The organism is Morganella sp. HSTU-ASny43, assembly GCF_022819185.1.
In the GTDB taxonomy this organism is placed as follows: Bacteria; Pseudomonadota; Gammaproteobacteria; order Enterobacterales; family Enterobacteriaceae; genus Morganella; species Morganella morganii.
On sequence record NZ_WSPG01000015.1, the window covers coordinates 60,019 to 83,112 of the forward strand.

Here is a 23,094-nt window from a genome sequence, read left to right on the forward strand (position 1 = left end):
TAAGGAGATATCGTGCGACATCGCATTATCACGCTGTTGCTCGGGCTTGCGGTGCTGGTCACCGCAGGCTGCGGCTTCCATCTGCGCGGCACCACGCAAATCCCGCCTGAACTGCAGAAACTGCAAATCAGCACCGGTGATCCGTATGGCGAACAAACCCGTGCTATCCGCCAGCAACTGCTGCTGAATAACGTTCAGATTATTGAAGGTGGTGATGCCACCATCCCGGTTCTGAAGATCACCAGTTCTTCCGAAGGTTCGGAAGAGACAGTATCGATTTTCCAGGACGGTAAAGCCGCTGAGAAAGAGCTGGTTTATTACCTGAATGCCCAGGTCATTATGCCGAACGGGTCGGTTTATCCGATCAATGTCCGCGTTGACCGTTCATTCTTCGATAACCCGCTGGAAGCACTCGCAAAAGATGCGGAAAAAGATATGATCCGCCAGGAAATGCGTGAGCAGGCAGCCGCCCGTCTGGTTCGTAAACTGCTGATTATCCAGCCGTCCGAACAACAGAAACAGGCTGAAAATGCTGAAGCGGCTGAGATTGTCGCACCGAAGGCATGATAAAAGTTTCACCTGAGCAACTCATCACGCAGCTCCGTTCGGGGCTGCGTGAACGTTACCTCCTCTGGGGGAACGAACCGTTACTGCTCCAGGAATCCCGGGATGCTATCCGCCATGCGGCGCAGGAACAGGGATTTGACGAGCACTTCACCTTTTCTCTTGAACAACATACTGACTGGGATGCGATTTTTTCTGTCTGCCGGTCACTCAGTCTGTTTGCCGGACGGCAGACACTCACCCTGTATCTGCCGGAAAACGGCCCCAATGCCGCAATGGGCGAACAGCTTCTCCGGCTGGCCGGGCAGTTACATCCGGATCTGCTGCTGATACTGCGCGGCCATAAACTGACCAAAGCCCAGGAAAACAGCGCCTGGTTTAAAGCGCTGGCACAGGATGGCGTCTATATCGCCTGCATGACCCCGGAACTGAACCGACTGCCGCAGTGGGTCACCGCGCGGGCAGCACTGTTACAACTGCAACCGGATGAACAGGCTGTCCGCCTGCTCTGCTATTGCTACGAAGGCAATCTGCTGGCGCTGTCACAGGCTCTCTCCCGGCTGGCGCTGATCTATCCCGACGGCAAACTCACACTGCCCCGTGTGGAAGCAGCAGTGAATGATGCGGCACACTTTACCCCGTATCACTGGGTGGATGCCCTGCTGGCCGGAAAAAGCAAACGTGCCTGTCATATCCTGACTCAGCTGCTGGCGGAAGATAACGAGCCGGTGATACTGCTGCGCACCGTCCAGCGGGAAGTGATGCAGTTACTGACATTACAGCGCGAAAGCCGAAACCAGCCGCTGCGCACACTGTTTGACAAGCACCGTATCTGGCAGAACCGCCGCGGTATGATAACCGAAGCCCTGGATCGCCTTGATGCGCATACCCTGCAGGTGGCGATATCCCTGATCACCCGTATTGAAATCCGCCTCAAGCAGGATTACGGACAATCCGTAAGTGATGACTTACTGACACTGACACTGCTCCTGAGCGGTAAAGCACAGACAGGACAGATCCTCTATGACGAACAACGCGGATAACCGGATTCTGGCGCTGTACGGCGGCACATTTGACCCGATCCACCAGGCGCACATCAATACCGTGAAAGCCATGGCATCGGAAGCCGGTCTGGAACAGGTGATTTTACTGCCGAACAATGTCCCGCCGCACCGTCCGCAGCCGAAAGCGGATGCAAAACAGCGGCTGATGATGGCGCAACTGGCCGTCAGCGGAGACCCGCTGTTTCTGGTAGACGACCGCGAACTGCGCCGCGATGCCCTCTCCTATACGGTGGAAACACTGCGTCAGTACCGGGCTGAGATTGGTTCACGGCGGCCGCTGGCTTTTATCATCGGTCAGGATTCTCTGCTCACGATTGATACCTGGCATGAATGGGACAAAATCCTGACCCTGTGCCATATCCTGGTCTGCAAACGGCCGGGGTATTCACTCGATTTTCCGTCCGAACAGCTGGCTGACTGGTTTGTGCAGCATCTGGTCACCACGCCGGAAAGCCTGCACAAACGGCCGTGCGGTTATATTTTCCTGGCTGATACCCCTCTGTTTCCGATTTCCGCCACCAATATCCGCGAACGGCTGAAAAACGGCGAGGACTGCAGCGATCAGCTGGCCCCCGCCGTTCAGGACTACATTCTGGCACAGGGACTGTACCGCTGACTCACCCAGCCTGCCTGGTTTTGGCAATTACAATCTCACGGATGCACACATCCTGCGGTTGCTGATAAGCAAACTGAATACAATCCGCGATTTTTTCCGGATCCAGACCTGACTGAATCTCTTTTTTCCAGGTCTGGTAATTCTGCTTAATTTCCTCATTGGTGGTATGACTTAATAACGGCGTTTCCACCACACCCGGCGCAATGGTAATTAAACGGACATTCGCTGATGCCACTTCTTCACGGATATTTTCCGTTATCGCATGAACGGCAAATTTGGTTCCGCAATAGACGGAATGGCTCGGGAATGTTTTTCGTCCGGCAATTGAACTGATATTAATAATGGTTCCTTCCTGACGTGAAACCATATCGCGCAATACAATATTAATCCCGGTCAGAACACCATTAATATTCACATCCACCATTTGCTGCCACTCTGCATAATCCTGATCATACGGATTATCCAGCAGCATAACACCCGCACAGTTAATTAATAAATCTGTTTTGCCATACAGGCTTTCTGCTTCCGCTATGGCGGCTTTCATTGCCGCAAGATCCGTTACATCCACACTGCGGCACAGGCTGTCCGGCAGATGAAACCCTTCGGTAATCTGACTGCGGCGAGCCAGTAATAAGACCGGATGTCCGGCCTGACTCATCCGTTTTGCCACAGATTCACCGATACCGGAACTGGCGCCGGTAATAACCACTAATTTTTTCATTGCATTTATCCTGAGAATATAAATAAAGTTGCATGATTTTATGCCTTGCTTTACATATATCAAGAAGGCAGATTTATTTCACAAAGTAACCTGCAGGTAACTAATGGACGATAAAATAAAGAAAATTGTAGTGGTCAGTGAAATAGAAGTTACGCTGTCTGTTATCGGCGGGAAATATAAACCGTTAATATTAAATTTATTATCTGAAAAAACCGTTCAGCGTTTCGGGGAAATACGGGCTTATATTGTCAATATTTCACAAAAAACATTAACCAATCAATTACGCGAGATGGAAGCGGACGGCCTGCTGACCCGGACGGTCTTTGCCGAAGTGCCGCCCCGCGTGGAATATACTATTACAGACAAAGGCCGTTCCCTGATCCCGATTCTGCTGCTGATGTGTGACTGGGGTTATGAGAATATGGGCGACCGCTACACACTGCTGCGCCCGGAGTGTGACTGAGCCGCTGTTACCGGCTGCAGTATTGCCTGATCACACAGATAATCTGTCTGATAGTGGCGGGCAGTGGTGAGCAACAGATGTTTCACCGCCTCCGCAGAGCCGGTGCCGGTTCGGTAAGTTTCAATCGCCGCACTCATCTGCTGCTTTTCTGCCGGGCTCAGTAAACGTTTGAAATAGCCCTGCATATGCATCAGTGCATTGGTCATATTGGCGCGGGTCGCAGGCTGTGAAAATGCGGTAAGCAGCGCCTGCTGCCAGACCGCCGCCGTTTCCGCCAGTTCCGCCGGGGAAAGTTTTCCTGCCTGTGACAACAGCCGTCCGCTGCTTTTATATAACTGTGGTGAATATGCCATCAGCGCATATTTGTAACGACTGTGCAGACGGATCAGCCCGCCCGCACTGAGCGGCGGATTCAGTGCCTGAATCAGTTCCTGCCGCGCCCTCTGCCGCCACAGTGCATCCTCATCGCTACTTTCCGGTTGTCGCTGATATGTCATATTTTCCGCCTTTTTATCTGTTACGGAGTGACTATAGTACAAATCGCACTGTTTCTGTTTTCCCTGTCCGCACATTTCCTGATATTTCTTTAATCTTTACTGCTTTGTATTCCCCCTGTTCGCTGTTATTCTTGCGGTGCCGGCGGCAACGCAGGGTGAGCCTCGCAAAATTGCCCTCTGTAACGTAAAATAGCGATTATCCCCCGGCACACAGCAACCCCGCGCCGGAACTGCCACGGCGGTACGACTGACGGGGATGTGTTCTGTTATCTATTTATCCGGAATATAAGGTGAACCTTTTGCAAGGCACAGAATTACTTGAGTTTATTATTGATAAACTCGAAGACTCCAAAGCACAGGACATTATTACTATTGATGTACGCGGTAAATCCAGCATTACCGACCACATGATTATCTGTACCGGCACATCCAGCCGCCATCTGGCGTCTGTGGCCGATAACCTTGTCACTGACTGCCGTCAGGCCGGTATGATGCCGCTCGGCGTGGAAGGTCAGGGCATTTCCGACTGGATTGTTGTCGATCTCGGTGAAGCTATCGTGCATGTGATGCAGGATGAAAGCCGCCGTATGTATGAATTAGAGAAACTCTGGAGCTGAGTGTTGAAGTTACAGCTCATTGCCGTCGGCACCAAAATGCCTGACTGGGTCGAAACCGGATTTCAGGATTATCTCCATCGTTTTCCGAAAGATATGCCGTTTGAACTGACCGAAATCCCGGCCGGAAAGCGGGGAAAAAACGCGGACATCAAACGGATCCTGGAAAAAGAAGGTGAGTTAATGCTGGCGGCGGCGGGTAAAGGCAACCGGATTGTCACACTGGATATTCCCGGCGCACGCTGGGATACCCCGCAGCTGGCCGGGCAACTGGAACGCTGGAAGCAGGACGGACGCAACATCAGCCTGCTTATCGGCGGCCCGGAAGGTCTTTCGCCTGCCTGTAAAGCAGCCGCAGAACAGAGCTGGTCTCTCTCCCCGCTGACCCTGCCGCACCCGCTGGTGCGTGTGCTGGTCGCGGAGAGTCTGTACCGTGCCTGGAGTATTACTGCCAATCATCCGTATCACAGGGAATAACCGCAGTGCCCGGTCTGAACGCGCCTGACGGCGATAAGAAAAAACACAAGCAACGGATGAACTTCCGCGATTACAGCGCGGAATCCGCCCTGTTTATCCGCCGTGCGGTGGTTGCATTTATCGGTATTGTTATTTTATCTGCCGTACTGGTGGTGAATCTCTATCATCTCCAGATTAACCGCCATGAAGATTATCAGACCCGTTCCAATGATAACCGGATCAAACTGGTTCCTATTCCGCCGAGCCGGGGTCTGATTTATGACCGCAAAGGCACGCTGCTGGCGGAAAACAGAACCATTTATCAGCTCGAAATCGTGCCGGAGAAAGTCACTGACCTACCGGACGTACTGAATGAGCTGCGCGAGATTGTCGATCTGACCGATGAAGACATCGCGAATTATGAAAAAGAACGCCGCCGTTCCCGCCGCTTTACCTCTATTCCGCTGAAAACCCCGCTCAACCAGATACAGGTGGCACGGTTTTCGGTAAATCAGTACCGCTTCCCGGGACTGGAAATCAAAGGCTATCAGCGCCGTTTCTACCCTTACGGCTCCGCCCTGACCCATGTTATTGGTTATGTGGCAAAAATTAACGACAAAGATGTCGAGCGCCTGGATAAAGACGGTCTTTTGCCGAACTATGCCGCCACTCATGATATCGGTAAGCTGGGTATTGAGCGTTATTATGAATCCGTCCTGCACGGCAAAACCGGCTATGAGGAAGTGGAAGTCAACAGCCGCGGCCGCGTGATCCGCCAGTTACACGAGCAGGCACCACAGGCCGGGAAAGATATCTATCTGACGATTGATCTCGAATTACAGATGTATATCGAAAAACTGCTGACCACCAGCCGGGCGGCTGTCGTGGTGAGTGATCCGCGCAACGGCGAGATTCTGGCACTGGTGTCCAACCCGAGTTATGACCCGAACCTGTTTGTGAACGGTATTTCCGGCCCGGATTACCGGGGCCTGCTCAATAACCCGGATCGCCCGCTGATCAACCGCACCACCCAGGGGCTCTATCCGCCGGCATCCACAGTGAAACCGTTTATTTCTGTGGCGGCACTCAGCGAAAAAGTGATCACCCGTAACACCACGATTTTTGACCCCGGCTGGTGGCAGCTGCCCGGCTCAGAAAAACGTTACCGTGACTGGAAACGCTATGGTCACGGTAATCTGAACGTGGTGAAATCGATTATTGAATCGGCAGATACCTTCTTCTATCAGGTGGCGTATGACATGGGGATCGACCGCCTGTCCGCCTGGATGACCCGCTTCGGTTACGGCGAGTATTCCGGTATCGACCTGATGGAAGAGTACAACGGTGTGATGCCGACCCGTGAATGGAAACTGCGGCGCTATAAGAAACAGTGGTATCAGGGCGATACCATCCCGGTCGGGATCGGCCAGGGATACTGGACATCAACGCCGATCCAGATGTCAAAAGCCCTTAATACCCTGATTAATGACGGTGTGGTGAAAACACCGCACCTGCTGCTCGGTACCAAAGAAGGCGGCGGTATGCTGCCGTATGAACAGAAAGAATATATTGCTATCGGTGATATTCATTCCGGTTACTGGGAACTGGCCAAGTCCGGGATGTTCGGCGTGGCTAACGCACCGAACGGTACCGGCCGCAAATTCTTTGCCGGTACGCCGTACAAAGCGGCCGCTAAATCCGGTACAGCACAGGTGTTCAGCTACGAAACCTATAACGCCAGCAAACTGGCAGAACGCCTGCGCGACCATAAATTAATGATTGCCTACGCACCGTACGATAACCCGAAAGTGGCGGTGACCATTATTCTGGAAAACGGCGGTGCAGGCCCGGCAGTCGGTACTCTGGTCCGCCAGATCCTTGACCACGTCCTGCTGGGTGATAACAACACGGTACTGCCGGATGCTCCGCCATCACCGCCCGGCAGTGAAACAGAGTGATGCCCATGACTGATAATCCGCGCAAAGTATCCCTGATGACCCGCATGCACATCGACTTCCCGTTGCTGGTGCTGCTGCTGATCCTGCTGGTTTACAGTGCATTTGTGCTGTGGAGTGCCAGCGGGCTGGATCCGGAAATGATGGAGCGCCGCCTCGGGCAGATTTTCTCCGGTATCATCATTATGCTGGTTCTGGCGCAGATCCCGCCCCGCGTGTATGAGACCTGGGCACCGCACCTCTATATTGTCTGTGTCATCCTGCTGGTCTTTGTGGATGTCTTCGGGCAGATCAGTAAAGGCGCGCAGCGCTGGCTGGATCTGGGGATTGTCCGTTTTCAGCCGTCCGAGATTGCCAAAATTGCCGTTCCGCTGATGGTGGCGCGGTTTATGAACCGCGACCAGTGTCCGCCGACCCTGAAAAATACCGCCATCGCCCTGCTGCTGGTGGTGGTGCCGACCCTGCTGGTCGCCGCACAGCCTGATCTCGGGACATCCATCCTGGTGGCCGCCTCCGGTATTTTTGTGCTGTTCCTGGCCGGGATGAGCTGGCGCCTTATCGGGATAGCCCTGCTGCTGCTTGCCGCCTTTATTCCGCTGCTCTGGTTTTTCCTGATGCACGATTACCAGCGCGGCCGCGTGATGATGCTGCTCGATCCGGAAACCGACCCGCTCGGTGCCGGTTATCATATTATTCAGTCAAAAATTGCCATCGGCTCCGGCGGACTGGCCGGAAAAGGCTGGATGCTGGGCACACAATCCCAGCTGGAATTCCTGCCGGAACGTCATACTGACTTTATCTTTGCCGTCCTCGCGGAAGAGCTGGGGCTGGTGGGTGTGATTTTCCTGCTGGTGCTCTATCTGCTGATCATCATGCGCGGGCTGATGATTGCCGCCCGCGCCCAAAATACCTTCGGACGGGTGATGGTGGGCGGTCTGATGCTCATCTTCTTTGTCTATGTGTTTGTGAATATCGGCATGGTCAGCGGGATCCTGCCGGTGGTCGGTGTGCCGCTGCCGATGATGAGTTACGGCGGCTCCGCCCTGATTGTATTAATGGCAGGGTTTGGTATTGTCATGTCAATTCATACACACCGTAAGATGCTGTCAAAAAGCTTATAATACATTACGAGGTTTTCATGCGTTTACAATGGATTGCGGTCACAGCGATGGCCGCGTTGCTGGCAGGTTGCCCGTCAGTGCAGCCGCCGGTCAAACAGACACCGCCGCCGGGCCCGGCAAAAGAGATTCTCGGCGCCGTACCGGCCTACGAGCCGCTGCATCCGGGCGCGAATAATGATTACGTCCGTAATGGTCAGCAGTATCAGATTGTCCGTGATCCGGAAAACTTCAGTCAGCAGGGATATGCCTGGATTTATGGTCAGGCCCAGAACGGTAACCGGACCGCTACCGGCGAAATCGTCAACAGCGCCGAACTGACCGCATCCCACCCGACGCTGCCAATCCCCGGCTATGCGCGGATCACCAATATGGCGAATAACCGCATGATGGTGGTGCGGATTAACGATCGCGGCCCGTATATGCCGGGCAAACAGATCGGGCTTTCCCGCGCTGTCGCAGATCGCCTGAACCTGCTGCCGAATACCAAAATTAAAATTGACCCGATTGTGGTTGCGGAAGACGGCTCGCTGAGCGGCTCCGGGACTGTCGGTACCGTGGTAGCCAAACAGAGCTATGCCCTGCCGGGCCGCCCTGAACTGGGCAAAACCAGTGCTCTCGGTACGCCGGTGACCAATACCACCCCGGTGGTGCCGATCAACAGCCGTCCTGTTATGGCACAGCCGCAGCCGGAATCCGCACTGATCCCGACCGTGAAACAGCCCGCAGCACCGGCAGAAGCCCAAACTGAAAACACCGCCGCACCCGCACCGCAGCAGGTCGCTGTCAGCGGTTACCGCGTCCAGGTGGGTGCTGTGGCAAGTGCGGAACGCGCAACACAGTGGCAGAAAGAGCTCAGCGATAAACTGGGTGTGCCCGGTATGACAGAATCCTCCGGTGATATATTCCGTGTCCAGCTGGGGCCGTTTACCAGCCGTGAACGGGCCGCCGAAGTACAGGGACGCCTTCAGCAGCAGCTGAATATGAATTCATTTATCCTTGCACCTTAAAAACAGGCAGTGATAACACTACGCGCTATCATAGCAGTTTTGCTATGATAGCGTTTCTTTTTCACCGGCATCATCAATGTTGTTTTAACACTCATGAAATACGCAACGACTTATCAACACCGCGCCGGGCGCCTGGCCGCTTTCGGTCTGACCCTGGCACTGAGCGCCGCAGCTTCTGCCGCTGATGTTCCGAATCTGAATACCACCATCCCGCCTGTTCCGGATATTGAAGCGGAATCCTATATTCTGATGGATTACCACTCCGGCAAAGTGCTGGCGGAGAAAAATGCCGATGTCCGCCGTGATCCGGCCAGTCTGACCAAAATGATGACCAGCTATGTCATCGGCCAGGCAATGAACACCGGTAAATTTACGCCGGACACCATGGTCACTATCGGGGAAAACGCCTGGGCAACCGGTAACCCGGTATTCCGCGGCTCCTCGCTGATGTTCCTCAAACCGGGCGAGCGCGTCAGCGTGGCGGATCTCACACGCGGTATCAACCTGCAGTCCGGTAATGATGCCTGTGTGGCGATGGCCGAGTTTGTTGCCGGTGATCAGGACACGTTTGTCGGCCAGATGAACCAGTATGTGGCGCAGCTTGGTCTGAAAAATACCCACTTTAAAACCGTTCACGGCCTCGATGCCGACGGCCAGTACAGCAGTGCGCGGGATATGGCGCTGATTGGTCAGGCAATGATCCGCGACGTGCCGAATGAATATGCTATCTATAAAGAGCGCTCATTCACCTATAATAATATTACCCAGCAAAACCGTAACGACCTGCTGGGTGATAAGAGCCTGAATGCGGACGGGATTAAAACCGGTCACACCAACGGCGCGGGTTATAACCTGGTCGCTTCCGCCACCGAAGGGGATATGCGTCTGATCTCCGTGGTGATGGGCACCAAATCGGCTAAAGCCCGTAATGCGGAAAGCAAGAAACTGCTCACCTGGGGCTTCCGTTTCTTCGAAACGGTCAGACCGATGCAGAAAGACAACCCGCTGGTGTCTGAAATCGTCTGGTTCGGTGATAAAGACAAAGTGCAGTTAGGAGTGGAAAATGATGTTTATATCACCATTCCGCGCGGCCGCCTGAAAGATCTGAAAGCCGGTTTTGTCCTGACCGATCCGGAGCTGCATGCGCCGCTGGCGAAAAACCAGGTGGTCGGTACCATTAATTTCCAGCTCGACAACCAGATCATTGAAACACGGCCGCTGGTCGTGACGGAAGCGGTACCGGAAGGGAACTTCTTCAGCCGTCTGATCGACTACATCCGCCTGCTGTTTCACCGCTGGTTCGGCTGAGACTTGAAATCAGATGAACTATCCCCATATTTAGTTCATCTGACGTTTTGCTTTATTAAGGAGCACCCATGAAAACCAAACTCAATGAACTGTTAGAGTTCCCCTGCTCATTTACCTACAAAGTGATGGGTGCCGCTGAACCGGAATTAGTGAATGATGTTCTGGAAGTGATTCAGCGCCACGCGCCGGGTGACTACAGTCCGTCAATCAAACCAAGCAGCAAAGGAACCTATCATTCCGTTTCTGTCACCATTGATGCGACACACATTGAGCAGATCGAGAATCTGTACGAAGAATTAGGCGCGTTAGAGCGCGTCAGAATGGTGTTGTAACACCGTCATTTCTTCATCATTTCAGGCCGCCTTTCCGGGCGGCTTTTTTTTATCCCTCTGAACATTTTATGCGCATCACTGGTACGCATTTGCCGTGCGCGTTATACTGCTGGCCCGGCATACCGAACTGAAGATACCATTTTGCAAAATAACACCATTATTTTACGTCAGCTGGGCCTGCGGCCTTATCATCCTGTCTCTGAAGCCATGCACCAATTTACCGAACAGCGTACGGCGGAAACCGGTAACGAGATCTGGCTGGTCGAGCATGAGCGCGTTTTTACCCAGGGCCAGGCAGGGAAAGCCGAACATGTTATCTCCCCCGGTGATATCCCGGTGATCCAGTCTGATCGCGGCGGCCAGGTGACCTACCACGGCCCGGGACAGCAGGTCATGTATGTGATGATTGATCTCAAACGCGACAAAATCGGTGTGCGCGAACTGGTAACCGCGCTGGAAAATTCAGTGGTTGAGACCCTGAAACAGTGGAATATTGACGCTTACCCGCGCCCGGATGCGCCCGGTGTTTATGTGGCGGGTAACAAAATCTGTTCACTCGGTCTGCGGATCCGCAACGGCCGCTCATTCCACGGCCTGGCGCTCAATATCAATATGGATCTCGAGCCTTTTCACCGTATTAATCCGTGTGGCTATGCCGGTCTCGCCATGACACAAATGGCTGATTTTGTTCCCGGTATTACCCTTGCGGATGTTCAGCCCGTGCTGACCGCACAATTCTGCCGGCAATTAGGATTCCAACTTGCCGCAGAATAGTGATATAATTTTTTTAACATTTTTAAAAAGATTTTTAAAAGATTGATGACTTCGTTACATTCAGCAGACAGGCCGTCACCACGGCACTCATCAATCACTATCCGATGAATCTAACCGGAAATGACATAAACATGAGTAAACCAATTCAGATGGAACGCGGTATCAAATACCGTGATGCCGATAAAATGGCGCTTATCCCGGTCAAAAACCTGGTATCAGAGACGACCGAACGATTACGCAAACCAAGCTGGATGAAAATCAAACTTCCGGCTGATTCCCATAAAATCAAAGGGATCAAAGATGCAATGCGCCGTAACGGCCTGCATTCTGTCTGTGAGGAAGCCTCCTGCCCGAACCTGAGCGAATGCTTTAACCACGGTACCGCCACGTTTATGATCCTCGGGGCTATCTGCACCCGCCGCTGCCCGTTCTGTGACGTTGCCCACGGCCGTCCGAATGCACCGGATGCCAACGAACCACAGAAACTCGGTCAGACCATCAAAGATATGGGACTGCGTTATGTGGTGATCACCTCTGTTGACCGTGATGACCTGCGTGACGGCGGCGCACAGCACTTTGCTGACTGTATCACCGCTATCCGCGACCACAGCCCGGCGATTAAAATTGAAACCCTGGTGCCGGACTTCCGCGGCCGTATGGATAAAGCACTGGAAATCCTGACCGCCACTCCGCCGGATGTCTTCAACCACAACCTGGAAAACGTACCGCGTATTTACCGTCAGGTGCGCCCGGGCGCTAACTATGAGTGGTCACTGAAACTGCTGGAACGCTTTAAAGAAGCCCATCCGGAGATCCCGACCAAATCCGGCCTGATGGTCGGCTTAGGCGAAACCAATGAAGAGATCCTCGATGTGATGCGCGACCTGCGCCGTCACGGCGTGACCATGCTGACCCTGGGGCAGTATCTCCAGCCGAGCCGTCACCATCTGCCGGTTCAGCGTTATGTCAGCCCGGAAGAGTTTGAGGAAATGAAAGCCGAAGCAATGGCGATGGGCTTCACTCACGCCGCCTGCGGCCCGTTTGTCCGCTCTTCTTACCATGCTGATTTGCAGGCCAAAGGCGAAGAAGTTAAGTAATTTCCCGCCATTCTGTGAATACCTGAAACCGCCGCTGAAAAACGGCGGTTTTTTTATGCCGATCCGGTGATAACGCTGGTAACGGGCAAAACGAAAAGTCGCTGTAAACACATCCTTGTGCGCTCGGATCGCGCCATCCATGGCGCTTACGCTTTTCGTTCGCCTGCCCGTTACCGGCGTTTTATCTGACCGGAAAAAAAACCAATGATATATGTCTTTTGTGCTCTGCCCCGCTGCCGCTATTCCCACTGCAACTGATGCGGATTATGATGCGTTCCATATCACATTATTAATGAGTAAATTATGAAACGTAGTGGCGTTTTATGTCTGACAGCACTCGCTCCCGCCGTCTGGGGCAGTACCTATCTGGTGACCACCGAAATGCTGCCCGCTGGTTATCCGATGACTGTTGCCATGCTGCGTGCCTTACCCGCCGGTCTGCTGCTGATGCTGTTTATCCGCCAGTTACCTAAAGGGATCTGGTGGGGGCGGATTTTCGTGCTCGGGGCACTGAACTTCGCGGTGTTCTGGTGGCTGCTGTTTGTCTCGGCCTATCGTCTGCCGGGTGGCGTGGCTGCGACCGTCGGCGCTATTCAGCCGCTGATTGTGCTGCTGCTCTCCCGCATGGTGCTGGGCAATGTACTGAAGCCGCTGGCAGTGCTCGGCGCACTGTGCGGGATAGGCGGGGTGGCACTGCTGTTACTGACACCGCAGGCAAAACTCGACACCATCGGTATTATTGCCGGGTTAGCAGGTGCGTTCTCCATGGCCGCCGGTACCGTGCTGAGCCGCCGCTGGCAGCCGAATGTCTCACCGCTGACCTTTACCACCTGGCAGCTCACCGCAGGCGGATTACTGCTGCTGCCGGTCTCTCTGCTGCTTGAACCGGCACTGCCGCCGCTGACGCTGCTCAATATCAGCGGATTATTGTATCTGGGGCTGATTGGCGCGGCGCTGACCTATCTGTTCTGGTTTCGCGGACTGGCAATCCTCGGGCCGAATTCCGTGGCATCGCTCGGTTTTCTCAGTCCGCTGACGGCGGTACTGCTGGGCTGGTTTGTGCTGGATCAGCAACTGAGCCTGTTACAGTGTGCGGGGGTTATCGTGGTGATCGGCAGTGTCTGGCTCAGCCAGGTCGCCAACCGGCGCTGATATAAAAAAACCCGTTACTATGGTGAGTAACGGGTTTTCGTCACGATAATGTCGAATTAAAATAACAGCTACGGTATAGCGTGTTACAACTTAAATCGAGACAACGTTTGCAGCAGACGGGCCTTTAGCGCCATCAACGATTTCAAATTCCACTTTCTGGCCTTCTGCCAGTGTTTTGAAACCGTCGTTCAGAATTGCAGAGAAGTGAACAAACACATCTTTGCTGCCGTCTTCCGGAGTGATAAAACCGAAACCTTTTGCTTCGTTAAACCACTTCACGTTACCTTTGCGCTTTGACATTCAAAAAAACCCTTTAACAAGTGATAGTACTTCATCAGTACCCGGCCAGTCGTTTTCAGACTGTATTGATCCTGCCGGGCAATCTGGTTCGATACTAAACTACCCGCCGGATAACGTCATTGTGAGAGATATTCCGCTGATATACCAGAGGATTTGTCCTGGTTATTTCAACGGTCAGCAACATTTGCCACCTTTTTACTCAGATAATTCCCTCATGGCGCAACAGCCACTGCTTAATATCCAGCCCGCTGCTGTATCCGCCCATTGAACCGTCGTGTGCAATCACCCGGTGGCACGGAATAATCAGACAAACAGGGTTACGCCCGTTTGCCATACCAACCGCGCGGCAGTAATTGGCAGAGCCCAGCTTCAGCGCCAGATCTTTATAAGACCAGGTGATCGCAAACGGAATAGTTGATAACTGCGCCCACACCCGGGTCTGGAATTCCGTACCGTGCGGATTGAGTTTCACACTGAAATCCTGCCGTTTCCCGGCGAAATATTCATCCAGCTCATGAATACACTGTCTGATATGCGGGTTATCACTGTCTGTCTGTGCCGGCGCAGTATCATCAAATCCCAGTTCAGTGATCCCCTGCTCATCCGCGCTGATAATGATATAACGGCGGGGAAATCCGGCCGGAGCCTTTATATAAGTCGTTGCCATACGTCTGCCCTTTGTGCTGGTTTTGCTATAGCAAAACCTAATTATGATAAAGAGACAAACATCATTTACGTCATTCATCTCACAACAGAGAAAATAACGAGGCAAATGAATTCATGCAAGTCAGTTCACCGGAAAATGATACCCCGGTGAACAGCTTTGTGACGAATGATGAGACGGCGGATTATTTCAGCCAGTCAGCGACGGCTTCATAGGTGCCGCGAAAGAGGATGCGGTCGGTTTTTTTGCTCAGCTGATAGCGGTACATCGGGTCGTAATATTCTTCCAGCAGCGGACACAGCCACGAGAAGTGAGCTTCGGTATTGCCGCTGCGCCACTGCTCGGCAAGTGCACTGTCGAGCAGCGCGGTCAGTTCCGCCGCCCGCTGCGTGCCGAGCCGCCGCCGGATAGCTGACAGCCCGTGATGCAGATACTCACTGTATGCCTCACGCCCCTTTTCCTCACCGTATGCGGCGGTGAAATCATGAGTCATGCGGTCAAAATATTCTTCTTTCAGCCGTTCCAGACGGCGCTCAAACGGATCTTCCACCACCACCAGCGAAGCCAGTGCCATTTGCACCCGCAGCGGCTCCGGCAGGCCGTTGGCACCGATGGCGCGGCCTTCATCCTCCAGCACCCAGCGGGTCCCGGCGTTTTCTTTTTTTATCATGGCGGCAGCGAGATGGTTTTCAAATGTCGCCTGGGCAAACTGCGCCTCCAGCGTGCGCCCGAAAGACGATCCGCGGTGATGCGCCAGTCCTTCCAGGTCGATACCGTCCGCCAGTTCGCCCACCAGCGTGGTTTTACCGCTGCCGGTACAGCCGCCGATCAGGATCACCGGACGCGCCACCAGCTCTTCCGTCACCTGAATCACCGCCTGACGCAGTGCTTTGTAACCGCCGGTGATCAGCGGGTATTCCGTTCCCGCATCCCGCAGCCACTGCTGCACGATATGTGAACGCTGGCCGCCCCGGGCACAGCAGAGATAGCCCTGCGGATAATCCGCACAGGCCGCCAGCCAGGCTGCTATCCGCTGTTCACGGCGCTCACCGTTTACCAGCTGATACCCCAGCGCCAGCGCCTTTTCAGCGCCTTGCTGCTTATAACAGGTGCCGACAGCGGCCCGCTCCTCATCATTCATCAGCGGCAGATTGTGTGAGGCAGGCATGGCTCCCTGGCAGAATTCAACCGGTGCGCGGACATCAATCAGCGGGGTATCAGAAGCAAGGAGTGTGCGGATAGTTCGGGAAGACGGAGCTAATTCCATAATAAATGTGTGATTTCAGTTCAGATGCCAATAAATTCAGCTGTCTGCAAAAGACAGTTCAGATTTTTTTATTGTACGCCTGACGGGGACATTTGTCGCTGTGGATTTTCCCCCTCCTCATATTCACCGTGCAGACAGTTCATCATGCATTTACTCACATCCGGATTAATAATAGTGATAATCATTCAAAATACAAAAACACTATATATAGTGTGGTTGATATATTTAATATCTACATATAGTATTCAAAACACAGTCAACCCACGATATCTGCTCATAACGGGCAGCGATAACCACGGGAAACCGCCATGACAGTGACTATCTACAGCAAACCCGATTGTGTGCAGTGCAATGCCACCTACCAGATGCTGACACGGAAAAATATTCCGTTCAGTATCATTGATATCACTCAGGATGAGCAGGCGTATCAGCACGTCCGCACACTGGGATATCAGCAGGTGCCGGTGGTGATCGCCGGTCAGGATCACTGGGCCGGGTTCCGTCCCGACAAGCTTGCCGCCCTCTGAACCGCACACGCCGGAGGCACCATGACTACACAGGCACTGATTTATTTCTCCACCCGTTCAGAAACCTGTCACCGTTTCACGGAAAAACTGGGGATCCCGGCCACACGGCTGCCGGAAGATGGTGACCTTACCGCCACTCAGCCCTTTGTGCTGCTGGTGCCGACCTACGGCGGCGGCCATCACAGCAGCGCGGTGCCGCGTCCGGTGATCCGCTTTCTCAACCGGCCTGAGAACCGGGCACTGCTGCGTGGTGTGATTGCCGCCGGAAATACCAACTTTGGCCGCGCTTATGCCATCGCCGGTGACATTATCGCCGCCAAATGTCAGGTGCCGTTTTTATACCGTTTTGAACTGCTCGGCACACAGGCGGATGTCGATAACGTCCGCCGCGGCTTACACCAATTCTGGCAGCAGCAGGCCGCTGAGACCGCCTGCTGAGTGCTGCTTACCTGATTCCGGGATAACACGATGACCACTGAATACACGGATTACCACGCCCTGAATGCCATGCTCAACCTGTATGATGCAGAGGGCAGGATCCAGTTTGATAAAGATGTCACGGCGGCGCACCACTACTTCCGCCAGCATGTGAATCAGAACACCGTGTTTTTCCACAATCTGCGGGAAAAGCTCGATTTTCTGATTAATGAAAACTATTACGAAGCTGACGTCATCGGACAATATGATTTTGAATTTATTAAAAATCTGTTCCGGCTGGCGTACAGCAAAAAATTCCGCTTTGCGACCTTCCTCGGTGCCCTGAAATATTACACCGGCTATACCCTGAAAACCTTTGACGGCCAGCGCTATCTGGAGCGGTTTGAAGATCGCGTCTGTATGGTGGCGCTGACACTGGCGCGGGGAGATACGCAACTGGCAGAGCATCTGCTGGAGGAAATCATCAGCGGACGTTTCCAGCCCGCCACCCCGACCTTCCTCAACTGCGGCAAAAAGCAGCGCGGGGAGTTTGTCTCCTGCTTCCTGCTGCGTATTGAAGACAATATGGAATCCATCGGACGCAGTGTGAACTCGGCCCTGCAACTCTCCAAACGCGGCGGCGGTGTGGCATTTTTGCTGACTAACCTGCGTGAGTCCGGTGCGCCGATCAAACTGATTGAAAACCAGTCCAGCGGCGTGGTGCCGGTGATGAAGATGCTGGAAGATGCCTTTTCCTATGCCAATCAGCTGGGCGCGCGCCAGGGAGCCGGGGCGGTATATCTGCATGCACACCATCCGGATATCCTCACGTTTCTCGATACCAAACGGGAAAATGCGGATGAAAAAATCCGTATCAAGACCCTGTCTCTCGGCGTGGTGATCCCGGATATCACCTTTGAGCTGGCCAAAAATAACGAGCCGATGTACCTCTTCTCCCCGTACGATGTGGCGCGGATTTACGGCAAACCGATGTCAGAACTGAGCATCACAGAGCACTATGCGGACATGGTGAATAACAAGGCCATCCGCAAACGCAAAATCAATGCCCGTGAGTTTTTCCGCATCCTGGCGGAGATCCAGTTTGAATCCGGTTATCCCTATATTATGTTTGAGGATAATGTGAACCGTGCAAACCCGGTCGCTGGTTACATTAATATGAGCAACCTCTGCTCGGAGATCCTCCAGGTCAACAGTGCCAGCGAATACAACGACGACCTCAGTTACCGCCATACCGGGCGTGATATCAGCTGTAACCTCGGCTCGCTGAACATCGCGAAAATGATGGATTCCCCGGATTTCGCCCGCTCTGTTGAAATCGCCGTGCGCGGGCTGACCTCGGTGTCAGATATGAGTCAGATCCGCAGTGTGCCGTCCATCGATCACGGCAACCGGGGCTCTCATGCTATCGGGCTCGGGCAAATGAACCTGCACGGTTATCTGGCGCGGGAGCATATTCATTATGGTTCAGAAGAAGGTATTGATTTCACCAATATCTATTTCTTAACCATCGCCTATTATGCCCTGAAAGCCTCCAACCAGCTGGCAATTGAGCGGCAGCAGACCTTCCGCAATTTTGAGCAGTCTGCCTATGCCAGCGGGGAGTATTTCAGTAAATACATCACACAGAAATGGGAACCGGCGACAGAAAAAGTCCGCGCCCTGTTTGCTGATGCCGGAATTGCCGTTCCGTCACAGGCGGACTGGCAGCAGCTGAAAGAGAGTGTGATGGCGCACGGGCTGTACAACCAGAATTTACAGGCAGTCGCACCGACCGGATCGATTTCCTATATCAATCACGCGACCTCCTCCATTCACCCGATTGTGGCCCGTATTGAGATCCGTAAAGAAGGCAAGCTCGGCCGTGTCTATTACCCGGCCGCCTTTATGACTAACGATAACCTTGAGTATTACCGGGATGCCTACGAAATCGGGCCGGAAAAGATTATCGATACTTACGCCGCCGCCACGCAGCATGTTGATCAGGGCTTATCCCTCACCCTCTTTTTCAGTGATGAGGCGTCCACCCGCGATATCAACCGCGCACAGATTTATGCCTGGCGCAAAGGGATAAAAACCCTCTATTACGTGCGTCTGCGTCAGTCTGCGCTGGAAGGCACCGAAGTGGCGGGCTGTGTTTCCTGCGCCGTATAAACCGTTTTATATCAGGATATTATCATGACCACATTAAGCCGCATTTCCGCGATTAACTGGAACCGGATTGAGGATGACAAAGATCTCGAGGTCTGGAACCGCCTGACCAGCAACTTCTGGCTGCCGGAAAAAGTACCGCTCTCCAATGACATTCCGTCGTGGCAGACACTGACCCCGGCAGAGAAACAGCTGACCATCCGCGTGTTCACCGGGCTGACCCTGCTGGATACCATTCAGAACACGGTCGGCGCACCGGCGCTTATCCCGGATGCCCTGACACCGCATGAAGAAGCCGTGCTCTCCAATATCAGCTTTATGGAAGCGGTGCATGCCCGCTCTTACAGCTCGGTTTTCTCCACGCTCTGCTCCACACAGGAGATTGATGACGCCTACCGCTGGAGTGAAGAGGAACCGACCCTGCAAAATAAAGCAGCGATTATCCTCGGCTATTACCGTGACCCGCACCCGCTGAAAAAGAAAGTCGCCAGCGTGTTTCTGGAATCCTTCTTATTCTATTCCGGATTTTATTTACCGATGTACTGGTCAAGCCGCGCCAAACTGACGAATACCGCCGATCTTATCCGCCTGATTATCCGGGATGAAGCAGTACACGGCTATTATATCGGCTATAAATTCCAGCGTTCATTACAGAATTATGACGAACAAACCCGCAAAGAAATAAAGGAATTTACCTTCAGTCTGTTATTTGATTTATACGAAAATGAAGTCAGTTATACGCGGAAATTATATGACGGAGCCGGATGGTCTGAGGATGTGATTAAATTCCTGCATTACAACGCCAATAAGGCACTGATGAACTTAGGCTATGAAGCACTGTTTCCGGAGAGTGTGACGGATGTCAGCCCGGCAATATTATCGGCGCTGTCACCGGATGCCAACGAGAATCACGATTTCTTTTCCGGATCCGGCTCTTCTTATGTGATTGGTAAAGCAGTGAACACAGAAGATGAAGACTGGGATTTTTAAATCAATCACTTCCGTTTAAGTATTACACTGTAAACACCGGTTTTATTAATGCACTGATATTGCAGCATATTTATATCAGTGCATTTTTCGCTCACAAAACAACCTGAATCATCAATTTTTACGGGGGTATTTTACGGTTATCATGATGTTTTTATCGAATTGTTTTCTTACTTAAGCGAAATATCCGTTATTGCACCATTAATTACACATTATTATTAATAAACATATCTAATGTGGCGTGATTTTTTTTCCCTGTTTTCGCGATGAATCTCACAACTTACTGATGCCGGGATTATCCGGCAAAATATCATCATATTCCCTTTTCAGGCATTCCGGATAAAAAGCGGTTAAAACAAGTGCCTGGTTAACTTTCCGGTACTCTTCCTTTCTTATTTCCCGCAGATTATTCACATATTAATAAAATAAGATATTTAGCAGATCCCGGTGATTTTACACTAAAAATATATCCGTTCTTTTTGATTAATTCTCATAAACAAGGGGTTGTCAGCATTATCTCGTATGCTAGGGTAAATAACGTTTTTTTTCAGGGAGAGGCTCCACATTTACCCATTTCACATCCACGTTATTCTGAATGGATATACTGCATGGCAATAAAACTCGAAGTTAAAAATCTTTATAAAATATTCGGTGAGCACCCGAAACAGGCATTTGAATTATTAGAACAGGGCCTGGACAAAGAACATATCTTTGAAAAGACCGGTGCTACCGTCGGCGTACAGGACGCCAATCTGGCCATTGAAGAAGGCGAAATATTCGTCATCATGGGACTGAGCGGTTCAGGGAAATCCACCTTAGTTCGTCTTCTCAATCGCCTGATAGAACCGACCCGCGGCCAGGTGCTGATTGACGGCGAAGATATCGCTGTGATTTCCGATCAGGCACTGCGTGAGGTACGGCGTAAAAAAATCAGCATGGTGTTTCAGTCCTTTGCTCTGATGCCGCATATGTCGGTGATCGATAATACCGCATTCGGCCTGGAACTGGCCGGGATGAGCAAAGCGGAACGCCACGACCGTGCACTGGATGCGCTGAAACAGGTCAACCTGGAGCAGTGGGCAAATTCTTATCCGGATGAGCTGTCCGGCGGGATGCGTCAGCGGATCGGGCTTGCCCGTGCGCTGGCTAATGACCCGGATATCCTGCTGATGGATGAGGCGTTCTCCGCCCTTGACCCGCTGATCCGCACCGAGATGCAGGATGAGCTGCTGAGCCTCCAGGGCGACAAACAGCGCACCATCGTGTTTATTTCCCATGACCTCGACGAGGCCATGCGTATCGGCGACCGTATCGCCATTATGCAGGGCGGCGTGGTGGTGCAGGTCGGCACCCCGGATGAGATCCTCAATAATCCGGCTAATGATTATGTCCGTACCTTCTTCCGTGGTGTGGATATCAGTCATGTGTTCAGCGCCAAAGATATTGCCCGCCGCCGCGCGGATGCGCTGCTGCATGTCGCGCCGGGCTTCGGCCCGCGTTCGGCACTGAAAGTCCTCAATGATGATGACCGTGAATACGGCTATCTGATTGAACGCGGACAAAAGTTTGCCGGTATTGTTTCTGTTGCCTCGCTGGAGGCGGCACTGAAAGCGAAAAAACCTATCACAGACGCCATTCTGAGCGAACCGCAGGCGGTCAGCGCCGACACGCCGCTCAATGAGCTGCTGACCGTTGTCGCGCAGTCACCGTGTGCTGTTCCGGTGGTCGGCAACAACAACCGCTATGCCGGGGTTATCTCAAAAGGGATGCTGCTGCAGGCTTTAGATAAGGAGACGCCGAATGAGCCGGAATAATCAACAGGATACAGAACTGGATCCGTGGGCGGCAACATCAGAGCCGGATCCTTCATCAGCACAAACAGCCCCTGACGCCGCAGACAGCAGTGATCCGTGGGGAAGTACCGCCGATACCGGCGGTGCGGATGCCGACCCGTGGGGTGGCGCTGCGGACAGCGGCAGTGACTGGCTGGATGCCGCACCGGCAGATACCGGCCCCGCTTTTGACTGGGCAAACCCGTTTGACCACTCGCTGATCCCGTTTGACAGCTGGGTGACCGATGCCATCAACTGGATTGTGCTGCACTTCCGTCCGGTCTTTCAGGGTATCCGTGTGCCGATCGATTTTGTGCTCACCACCTTTGAACAGGGTCTGACCGCCATTCCGGCGCCGATCGCCATTCTTATCTTTGCCCTGCTTGCCTGGCAGATGAGCGGCAAAGGGCTGGGGCTTGCCACGGTGGTATCACTGACCTTTATCGGTGCCATCGGGGCATGGAATGAAGCAATGGTGACTCTGTCACTGGTTCTGACCGCCCTGATATTCTGTATTATCATCGGGTTACCGACCGGTATTGCCCTGGCGCGCCATGAACGCGCCGCGAAATTTATCCGTCCGCTGCTTGATGCCATGCAGACAACACCGGCTTTCGTCTATCTGGTGCCGATTGTCATGCTGTTCGGTATCGGTAACGTGCCGGGTGTGGTGGTGACCATTATCTTCGCCCTGCCGCCGGTGATCCGCCTGACTATCCTCGGGATCCGTCAGGTGCCCGCTGACCTGGTCGAAGCCGCAGAATCCTTTGGTGCCAATCCGCGTCAGATGCTGTTTAAAGTCCAGCTGCCGCTGGCAATGCCGACCATCATGGCCGGGATCAACCAGACGCTGATGCTGGCGCTGTCAATGGTGGTTATCGCCTCCATGATCGCCGTCGGCGGTCTGGGACAGATGGTACTGCGCGGTATCGGCCGCCTCGACATGGGGCTGGCGTCTGTCGGCGGTGCGGGGATTGTCATTCTCGCCATTATTCTTGACCGTCTGACACAATCACTCGGGAAAGATTCCCGCAGCAAAGCCGGCCGCCGCTGGTATCACACCGGTCCAGCCGGGCTTATCACCCGTCCGTTCCGCCGCGCGCCGTAACACACGGCAGGGGGCTTCCGCTCCCGCTCATTATCACCCTGCCGCTGTTATCGCGGCGGCAGGCACAACAAGAGGGAAAACG

Annotated in this window: 25 protein-coding genes; 20 read left to right on the top strand and 5 right to left on the bottom strand. The window is 53.2% G+C overall.

Annotation, left to right across the window (positions count from 1 at the left end):
• Positions 1-12 precede the first annotated feature (12 nt).
• Genes lptE through nadD form a run of 3 tightly spaced genes read left to right on the top strand, consistent with a single transcriptional unit; the run spans position 13 to position 2,244 of the window.
• Positions 13-567 carry an LPS assembly lipoprotein LptE gene (gene lptE / locus GN208_RS09935; RefSeq protein WP_015422538.1) on the top strand — a complete coding sequence of 185 codons (555 nt, stop codon included), beginning with the start codon at positions 13-15 and terminating at the stop codon, positions 565-567.
• Complete coding sequence (gene holA / locus GN208_RS09940) at positions 564-1,607, top strand: DNA polymerase III subunit delta (RefSeq protein WP_004235598.1); 1,044 nt, start codon at positions 564-566, stop codon at positions 1,605-1,607. The genes lptE and holA overlap by 4 nt, the downstream gene beginning before the upstream one ends.
• Positions 1,588-2,244, top strand: a complete 657-nt coding sequence (nadD, locus tag GN208_RS09945) for a nicotinate-nucleotide adenylyltransferase (protein WP_004235597.1) — start codon at positions 1,588-1,590, stop codon at positions 2,242-2,244. The genes holA and nadD overlap by 20 nt, the downstream gene beginning before the upstream one ends.
• 1 nt (position 2,245) lies before the next feature.
• On the opposite strand, the gene GN208_RS09950 is transcribed toward nadD, so the two are convergent.
• Positions 2,246-2,965, bottom strand: coding sequence for an SDR family oxidoreductase (locus GN208_RS09950; protein ID WP_004235596.1), 720 nt, complete (start codon positions 2,963-2,965; stop codon positions 2,246-2,248).
• A gap of 103 nt (positions 2,966-3,068) precedes the next feature.
• On the opposite strand from GN208_RS09950, the gene GN208_RS09955 reads away from it, so the two are divergent.
• Positions 3,069-3,428 (top strand): helix-turn-helix domain-containing protein, encoded by a 360-nt coding sequence (locus GN208_RS09955; protein ID WP_004240845.1) that lies wholly within the window; start codon positions 3,069-3,071, stop codon positions 3,426-3,428.
• Here the strand turns inward: GN208_RS09955 and GN208_RS09960 are convergent.
• Complete coding sequence (locus tag GN208_RS09960; protein ID WP_015422537.1) at positions 3,398-3,925, bottom strand: YbgA family protein; 528 nt, start codon at positions 3,923-3,925, stop codon at positions 3,398-3,400. The genes GN208_RS09955 and GN208_RS09960 overlap by 31 nt on opposite strands.
• 290 nt (positions 3,926-4,215) lie before the next feature.
• On the opposite strand from GN208_RS09960, the gene rsfS reads away from it, so the two are divergent.
• From rsfS to GN208_RS10010, 10 genes are all read left to right on the top strand, one after another.
• A complete protein-coding gene (gene rsfS / locus GN208_RS09965) occupies positions 4,216-4,542 on the top strand; it encodes a ribosome silencing factor (RefSeq protein WP_004240847.1) in 327 nt (108 codons plus the stop codon).
• Positions 4,543-4,545: 3 nt separating this feature from the next.
• Complete coding sequence (gene rlmH / locus GN208_RS09970; RefSeq protein ID WP_004235593.1) at positions 4,546-5,016, top strand: 23S rRNA (pseudouridine(1915)-N(3))-methyltransferase RlmH; 471 nt, start codon at positions 4,546-4,548, stop codon at positions 5,014-5,016.
• Between the two features lie 56 nt (positions 5,017-5,072).
• Positions 5,073-6,953, top strand: a complete 1,881-nt coding sequence (mrdA, locus tag GN208_RS09975) for a peptidoglycan DD-transpeptidase MrdA (RefSeq protein ID WP_243828352.1) — start codon at positions 5,073-5,075, stop codon at positions 6,951-6,953.
• 5 nt (positions 6,954-6,958) lie between these two features.
• Positions 6,959-8,071 carry a peptidoglycan glycosyltransferase MrdB gene (gene mrdB / locus GN208_RS09980; RefSeq protein ID WP_004235591.1) on the top strand — a complete coding sequence of 371 codons (1,113 nt, stop codon included), beginning with the start codon at positions 6,959-6,961 and terminating at the stop codon, positions 8,069-8,071.
• A gap of 17 nt (positions 8,072-8,088) precedes the next feature.
• A complete protein-coding gene (gene rlpA, locus GN208_RS09985) occupies positions 8,089-9,078 on the top strand; it encodes an endolytic peptidoglycan transglycosylase RlpA (RefSeq protein WP_243828351.1) in 990 nt (329 codons plus the stop codon).
• A 93-nt stretch (positions 9,079-9,171) separates the two neighbouring features.
• Positions 9,172-10,386, top strand: coding sequence for a D-alanyl-D-alanine carboxypeptidase DacA (gene dacA / locus GN208_RS09990; protein WP_004235589.1), 1,215 nt, complete (start codon positions 9,172-9,174; stop codon positions 10,384-10,386).
• Between the two features lie 68 nt (positions 10,387-10,454).
• A complete protein-coding gene (ybeD, locus tag GN208_RS09995; RefSeq protein ID WP_004235588.1) occupies positions 10,455-10,718 on the top strand; it encodes a DUF493 family protein YbeD in 264 nt (87 codons plus the stop codon).
• Positions 10,719-10,859: 141 nt separating this feature from the next.
• The gene (lipB, locus tag GN208_RS10000) at positions 10,860-11,492 is read left to right on the top strand and encodes a lipoyl(octanoyl) transferase LipB (protein WP_004235586.1); all 633 of its coding nucleotides are present in this window, start codon (positions 10,860-10,862) and stop codon (positions 11,490-11,492) included.
• Positions 11,493-11,623: 131 nt separating this feature from the next.
• On the top strand, positions 11,624-12,589 hold the full coding sequence (lipA, locus tag GN208_RS10005) for a lipoyl synthase (protein ID WP_004235585.1): 966 nt from the start codon (positions 11,624-11,626) through the stop codon (positions 12,587-12,589).
• 303 nt (positions 12,590-12,892) lie between these two features.
• Positions 12,893-13,741 carry an EamA family transporter gene (locus tag GN208_RS10010; RefSeq protein WP_004235584.1) on the top strand — a complete coding sequence of 283 codons (849 nt, stop codon included), beginning with the start codon at positions 12,893-12,895 and terminating at the stop codon, positions 13,739-13,741.
• 90 nt (positions 13,742-13,831) lie between these two features.
• On the opposite strand, the gene cspE is transcribed toward GN208_RS10010, so the two are convergent.
• The 3 genes from cspE to mnmH all read right to left on the bottom strand — a co-directional run bounded on the left by cspE (position 13,832) and on the right by mnmH (position 15,972).
• Complete coding sequence (cspE, locus tag GN208_RS10015; RefSeq protein ID WP_004235583.1) at positions 13,832-14,041, bottom strand: transcription antiterminator/RNA stability regulator CspE; 210 nt, start codon at positions 14,039-14,041, stop codon at positions 13,832-13,834.
• 199 nt (positions 14,042-14,240) lie between these two features.
• Positions 14,241-14,708, bottom strand: a complete 468-nt coding sequence (locus tag GN208_RS10020) for a methylated-DNA--[protein]-cysteine S-methyltransferase (protein WP_004235582.1) — start codon at positions 14,706-14,708, stop codon at positions 14,241-14,243.
• 181 nt (positions 14,709-14,889) lie between these two features.
• Positions 14,890-15,972 carry a tRNA 2-selenouridine(34) synthase MnmH gene (mnmH, locus tag GN208_RS10025; protein WP_004235581.1) on the bottom strand — a complete coding sequence of 361 codons (1,083 nt, stop codon included), beginning with the start codon at positions 15,970-15,972 and terminating at the stop codon, positions 14,890-14,892.
• Positions 15,973-16,280: 308 nt separating this feature from the next.
• Between mnmH and nrdH the strand changes: the two genes are divergently transcribed.
• From nrdH to proW, 6 genes are all read left to right on the top strand, one after another.
• Entirely contained in the window at positions 16,281-16,499 is a 219-nt protein-coding gene (gene nrdH / locus GN208_RS10030; RefSeq protein WP_004235580.1) for a glutaredoxin-like protein NrdH, read from the top strand.
• A gap of 21 nt (positions 16,500-16,520) precedes the next feature.
• Entirely contained in the window at positions 16,521-16,937 is a 417-nt protein-coding gene (nrdI, locus tag GN208_RS10035) for a class Ib ribonucleoside-diphosphate reductase assembly flavoprotein NrdI (protein WP_004235579.1), read from the top strand.
• Positions 16,938-16,967: 30 nt separating this feature from the next.
• Positions 16,968-19,088 carry a class 1b ribonucleoside-diphosphate reductase subunit alpha gene (gene nrdE / locus GN208_RS10040; RefSeq protein WP_004235574.1) on the top strand — a complete coding sequence of 707 codons (2,121 nt, stop codon included), beginning with the start codon at positions 16,968-16,970 and terminating at the stop codon, positions 19,086-19,088.
• A 24-nt stretch (positions 19,089-19,112) separates the two neighbouring features.
• On the top strand, positions 19,113-20,075 hold the full coding sequence (gene nrdF / locus GN208_RS10045; RefSeq protein WP_004235573.1) for a class 1b ribonucleoside-diphosphate reductase subunit beta: 963 nt from the start codon (positions 19,113-19,115) through the stop codon (positions 20,073-20,075).
• A 605-nt stretch (positions 20,076-20,680) separates the two neighbouring features.
• On the top strand, positions 20,681-21,886 hold the full coding sequence (gene proV / locus GN208_RS10050; RefSeq protein ID WP_004235572.1) for a glycine betaine/L-proline ABC transporter ATP-binding protein ProV: 1,206 nt from the start codon (positions 20,681-20,683) through the stop codon (positions 21,884-21,886).
• The gene (proW, locus tag GN208_RS10055; RefSeq protein ID WP_004235571.1) at positions 21,873-23,012 is read left to right on the top strand and encodes a glycine betaine/L-proline ABC transporter permease ProW; all 1,140 of its coding nucleotides are present in this window, start codon (positions 21,873-21,875) and stop codon (positions 23,010-23,012) included. Before proV ends, proW begins: the two co-directional genes overlap by 14 nt.
• The last annotated feature ends 82 nt before the right edge of the window (positions 23,013-23,094 follow it).